Annotated in this window: 6 protein-coding genes; 2 read left to right on the top strand and 4 right to left on the bottom strand. The window is 68.8% G+C overall.

Features of this window, described 5'->3' with window-relative positions; all coding sequences use genetic code 11:
• Window positions 1-19: 19 nt before the first annotated feature.
• Window positions 20-265 carry a hypothetical protein gene (locus tag VD972_RS35140; RefSeq protein ID WP_324993180.1) on the bottom strand — a complete coding sequence of 82 codons (246 nt, stop codon included), beginning with the start codon at window positions 263-265 and terminating at the stop codon, window positions 20-22.
• Between the two features lie 33 nt (window positions 266-298).
• On the opposite strand from VD972_RS35140, the gene VD972_RS35135 reads away from it, so the two are divergent.
• A complete protein-coding gene (locus VD972_RS35135; RefSeq protein ID WP_324993179.1) occupies window positions 299-1,414 on the top strand; it encodes a hypothetical protein in 1,116 nt (371 codons plus the stop codon).
• A gap of 19 nt (window positions 1,415-1,433) precedes the next feature.
• Here the strand turns inward: VD972_RS35135 and VD972_RS35130 are convergent, their stop codons facing one another.
• From VD972_RS35130 to VD972_RS35120, 3 genes are read right to left on the bottom strand one after another with little or no spacing between them, the layout of a single operon-like run.
• Window positions 1,434-2,243 carry an arylamine N-acetyltransferase gene (locus tag VD972_RS35130; RefSeq protein WP_324993178.1) on the bottom strand — a complete coding sequence of 270 codons (810 nt, stop codon included), beginning with the start codon at window positions 2,241-2,243 and terminating at the stop codon, window positions 1,434-1,436.
• Window positions 2,244-2,263: 20 nt separating this feature from the next.
• Entirely contained in the window at window positions 2,264-4,066 is a 1,803-nt protein-coding gene (locus VD972_RS35125) for an acetate/propionate family kinase (RefSeq protein WP_324993177.1), read from the bottom strand.
• 45 nt (window positions 4,067-4,111) lie between these two features.
• Window positions 4,112-4,873: a hypothetical protein gene (locus tag VD972_RS35120; protein ID WP_324993176.1), complete on the bottom strand. Its 762-nt coding sequence runs from the start codon at window positions 4,871-4,873 to the stop codon at window positions 4,112-4,114.
• A gap of 357 nt (window positions 4,874-5,230) precedes the next feature.
• Between VD972_RS35120 and VD972_RS35115 the strand changes: the two genes are divergently transcribed.
• Window positions 5,231-5,455, top strand: a 225-nt coding sequence (locus VD972_RS35115; protein WP_414654181.1) for a radical SAM protein, incomplete at its 3' end; no start/stop codon positions are given.

The following is a 5,455-nucleotide window of genomic DNA, read 5'->3' as shown; positions in this document are numbered from 1 at the left end:
GACTTGCCGCAGGGGCAGGCTACGACTTGGGGATGAGGAGCAGATCCTCATCTTGCTCCATGCGATACACCCCGTCGGCGCCCCGGCAGCGCTCGGCGTCCTCGCTCAGGGCCGCGAGCTCCTCTGCCGTGTAACAGCTCTCGAGCACGAAGAAGCGGTCCGAGAGGGGCACGTGGTACATGACGTGCGAGCACAGGACGAGCTCATGCTTCTCGGGCGAGTGGTAGCGCACCAGGGCCAGCGCTGTACCCGGCCTGGAGTTCACCTACACTCTGGCCTCCATCCCCGGAGGCACCCCATGCCTGACAGGAAGAACTTCCCTCGGCTCATGCTTCTCCCTGCTGCCCTGACCTGGCTGCTCGGGGGCGCTCTGCTGGGCTGTGGCGGCCCAGAGAGCACAGAGGCTCCTGCCGGCCCCACAGGCGTGCAGTCCTTTGCTCTCACCTACCCGGATGGGAGCGCCAGGACGGTCACATCGCGGCGTGTCGTCTACAAGGACACCTCGGGCAACTACCAGACGGCTCCGGGCTTCGAGGCCTTCCGGGCCGCGGGGGCGCAGGACAGTGATCTCTACCCCATCCGCATCGCTGAGGTGGATGCGCCATCCGTTCGCAATGCGCTGGTCGTGATGTCAGCCGGGCAGAAGATCTCCAGCAGCGGCCACACCAGCGGCCTGACGGGACAGGCCTCCACCTGGGACTCGTCCTGCGGCGACGTCTCCTGCCCCAACGTCACGCTCGATGGGCGCTCGCTGGCCATGAAGCTGCGCGCCCTGGGCTGGCTGCCTCCGGCCACCACGTGGATGGCGATGGTGAACGACAACAACTTCGACCACCTCGCCGACAGCGACAAGAAGCAGCGGATGGTCAACGGCTTCGTCCACTGGCTCGAAGGCCAGGTCCGGCCGGAGACACGCACCATCTATCTCGCAGGCAGCTCGCGAGGGGGCTGCCTGGTGATGCGCATGGCGCAAGCGCTGCGCAACAACCCGGCCCTCGACGGCATCGAGCTCTACGTGTCCTCCTTTGACGGGGTGTGCAAGTACAGCCAGGGCGAGCTGGGCACCTTCGGAGAGAAGATCAACAACCCGGTGCGGCCGTGGGGCACCTCCTACGGCGGTTGGGCCACCGACCTGTCCTCGCAGTTCCCCCGCCGAGGGCGGCTACACATCTTCCACATCGCCGGAGGCGAAGAGGTGGCGCCGCTCACGGGGATTCGGACCTTCTCAGCCTACGCGGGCACGCCTCCCTCGACAGGCTCGGCGCTCGAGTGGGGCTGGTACAAGCAGAGCTGGGTCCGGTGGAAGCACAAGGAGATCGGCAATCCCTACACGGAGCCCTCCTCCTCGGACCGGCCGCGCGTGATTGCGGAGACGCTGGACGCGCAGCTGACGTGGCTCGACAGCTTCCTGTGATGAGGCCAGGAAGCCCACCTCAGAGCCGGGCCAGCGCGAGCTCCAGCTGAGGGTCCTCCGGGAGCTTCAACAGGAAGTCCCGCTCGAGGCTCTCACGGAGCTCGGCAGCGCTTGTGAGGACGCGCACCTCAGAGGGCCCGCCGAGCAGGTGGATCGTGAGCTGGGAGTTGCGCAGCGCATAGCGCCGGTCCGCTTCGGCTCGCGCCGCGACCAGCCCCGTCCGGAAGTGCGAGCGGGGGTGGGTCGAGAGGTAGTAGTTGGTGACCTCGTAGTCCGGTTGGAACTGCTCCTGCAGATCGAACCGGTAGAGCGTCTTCCACTCTCCGCGCACCCGGGCCTGCATCCGAAAGTCACCGCCGCTCTCGAGCAGGCGGAAGGGCTCATGGGGAGTGGCCTGCTCCAGGCCTGGCTCCAGGCGCAGCACGCCGGTCAAGGTCATCCCGCCAAAGCCGACGTCGACGAGCAGGGTCTGGCCCTCCAGGTTCACGCGCAGGAGCATGTGCCCGCGCGCCGTGAGGGCATCCTCGGGCTGGTTCCACAGGACGCGGGCGGCCAGGCCATGGACGTCGAACCCGATGGCCTCGAGCACGTGCTTGAGCAGCAGGTTGTGCTCGAAGCAGTAGCCCCCGCGCCCCTCGTGAACGAGCTTCCGCTCCAGCGAGGCCGCATCGAGCAGCACCGGCAGGCCGAGCAGCGGGTTCAAGTTCTCGAAGGGGATCGCCCGAGCATGGAGGGGGACGAGCTCCCTCAGCGTCTCCAGCGTGGGCCGCACCGCCCCGGCATGGCCGATGCGGGCGAGGTAGGCGTTCACGTCGATGGCGGGAGTCATGGCTTCGCGCGCTCTCTGTGTCACTGGTTGCCGTCGAACGTGGCCACGCTGTCGTTGGTGAGCCCCGCCGCGTTCGCCTCGTCGGTGTCCACGTGCATGTCCAGGGCGTACTGAGGGTTCACTCGGACGATGACGTCTCCGAAGACTGTCTCGCGCTCGCCCTCGACCCGCACGCGGATGAGGCTCTTGTCCTCCACACCGAAGCGGCGCGCATCGTCCGGGTGCATGTGCACGTGGCGGTGCGCCAGGATGACGCCGTGGTCGATGGCCACCGAGCCCTTCGGGCCGCGCAGCGTCAGTCCCGGCGTGTTCTCGAGCTTGCCGGACTCGCGCAGCGGCGGGTTCACCCCGAGGGTGATGGCGTCCGTGCGAGAGACCTCGACTTGGGTCTCCTTGCGAAGCGGGTTGATGATGGCCACCCGCTCGATCTCTCCCTTGGGGCCGATCAGGTCGACGGTCTCCCGGCAGACGAACTGCTCGGGCTGGGACACCGGGCGGCGCTCGGTGAGCTCATAGCCTTCGCCGAAGAGCGCGGCGCAGTGCTCCTTCGTCAGGTGCACGTGGCGCACGCTCACTCCGACCGGGATGGCGTGACCGGTGACACGCTGCCGCGCCGCCGTCGGGCCCGCCGTCACGCGGACGACCTCGCGGGCGATCATCCGCTCCTCGTCGGTCGCGACGACCAGCACACGGGTCGGCGCGCGCGGGGAGGAGATGTCCACCACGCCGCCCGAGCCGCGCGCGTCGCAGTGCTGGTTCTTCTCGCCGTCGACCACCACCCCCATGTAGACGAGCGCGTCACAGACCGACGAGCGCACCTTGACGCTGTTCTCGCCGATGCCTCCGGTGAAGACGATGGCGTCCACTCCGCCCAGCACCGCCGCGTACGCGCCGATGTACTTGCGGATGCGGTGGGTGAAGACGTCGATCGCCAGTCTGGCGCGAGCGTTTCCACCCGCGGCGGACTGCTCGACGTCGCGGAAGTCGGCCGAGACGCCCGAGAGCCCGAGCAGGCCTGACTTCCGGTTCAGCGTCTCGTCGATGGCGTCCGGCGTCATCCCCTGCCGTCCGAGCACGATGGAGAGCGCCGGATCGACATCGCCCGATCGGGTGCCCATCACCAGCCCCTCGAGCGGAGTCATCCCCATGGAGGTGTCCACCGAGCGGCCGCCGTCGATGGCGCACACCGAAGCGCCGCCGCCCAGGTGGCAGGTGATGAGCTTCAGGCGGGAGAGGTCGGTCTTGAGGAACTCGGAGGCGCTGGCCGCCATGAACTGGTGGCTCGGGCCGTGGAAGCCATACCGGCGCACGCCACGCTCGAGGTACAGCTCATACGGCACCGCGTAGAGGTAGGAGTGCGGGGGCAGCTCGCCGTGGAACGCCGTGTCGAAGACCGCGACGTGGGTGGCCTTGGGCAGGGCGGCCTGGGCGGCCTCGATGCCGGCGAGGTTCGCCGGGTTGTGGATCGGCGCGAACTGCGCGCACTTCGCGATGATGTCCTTCACCTCGGCGGTGATGACGCAGGGGCGCACGAGCTTCTCGCCACCATGGACCACCCGGTGTCCCACAGCGCGCAGCTCGGAGATGTCCTTGAGCGCGCCGCCTGGGCTGGTCAACTGGGCGAGCACGGCGTCGAGCCCCGCGCGCATGGTGGGCGCCGGGATCTCCGCCTGAGAGCGGGTCGGACCGACCCGCCACTTGTGGAGCGCCTGAGGGGAGCCGACCCGCTCGACGATGCCGCCCGCGAGGATCTCCTCGGTGTCCATCTCATAGAGTTGGTACTTGATGGAGGTGCTACCGACGTTGATGACGAGGACTTTCATGGCCCGCCCATAGTGCCGGGACACGCCTCGGGCGTCGAGAGATCCTCACCGCGACCGCTTGTGGCCCACGATGCGTACCGGGGCTCCTGGGGCGGCCGACTCGTTGCCCGCCATGTCCACGGCCACCAGCCGCACGGTGTAGCGCATGCCCTCCTTGAGCTGGAAGGCGCCGCTGCACATGCCATGGCCAATGTGCACCTGCTCCTCGCCGGGGGTGAGGCGGAAGCGCACCGGCTCGCCGCCGTCAGCGCGTCGCACCTCGGCGAGCACGTGCACCTGGGGACCCTCCTCGTCCACGCTCGCGGACACATGGACGTGGATCGAGGGGCCACACCCCATCCTCTCCGCGCTCGCTCCCTTCTTGCGAGGGGCGGCGCGCCAGCGAGGCGGCTTCACGTCCGCGTCGGTGACCGTCCAGGCGATGGGCGCATTCCCGCTCTTCGACTGCGTCTCGGTGGGGAGGGGCGGGGAGCTGGCGCCCTCAGGCTGTGTGAGGTGCAACGTGTAGCGCTGACCGGGCTGCAGCGGGCGCTCCGGCTGGAGGACGGCCTGAGTCAGGTTCATCTCTCCGCGATAGACGGCGACGACGCGCAGGGGGACCTCGTCCTTGTCGGCCACGAGGCGCGGAGAGCGCTCGGCGATGGTGGCGACAGGCGCCTCGAAGTGGCCGTACCCCTGGAGCACCACCTGGCCGTTGGCGGGCAGGGCGTGGTCGAGCGCGGGCCAGACGGTGAGGCTCTGGCTCCCGCACATCGCGAGGACGATTCGGGGCAGGAGGATCGCCAGCAGGCAGAGGAATCGGAGCATGTCAGGAGAGACAGCGAGCGCTGGGGAAGGGGTCTGCTTCTTGGGGTCAACGGCCCTCAGTCGTTCAGGCCCGCATCCGGGGGTTCCGGCTGGTAGCACTGCGGGTCGTCACAGGGAGGAGCGCCGTAGCAGGCCATGAGGGTGAGCGCGGCGACTCCCGCGCTGGCGAGCATCCAGAATCCACCTGCCCGGCGGGGCTGGGAGGGAGGGTGGGACTCCAGGGCGTGCCCACAGTGGAGACACGCAGCAGCGGAGCGTGGGTTGAACCCCTGGCAGGACGGGCAGCCGAGCAATGACATGAGGGGACTCCTGAGTGTGCCGGAATCTTGTCACAAGTCCTTCGAGTAGGCTCAGGGGATGGTCCTGCGCCGCATCGACACAGCCTCTGAGGACTTCCACCCCGCCTATGTGGTGTGGGAGCTGACGCTGGCGTGTGACCAGCCATGCACCCACTGCGGCTCGCGCGCGGGCACGGCCCGTCCTGGCGAGCTGAGCACGCAGGAGGCGCTCGGAGTGGTGTCCCAGCTCGCCGCCATGCGGGCCCGCGAGGTGGTGCTCATCGGCGGCGAGGCGTACCTGCAC

This window comes from Hyalangium sp. (assembly GCF_035629615.1).
GTDB lineage: Bacteria > Myxococcota > Myxococcia > Myxococcales > Myxococcaceae > Hyalangium.
The sequence above is the reverse complement of the archived record's forward strand: the minus strand, read 5'-3'. Positions and strand labels throughout refer to the sequence as shown.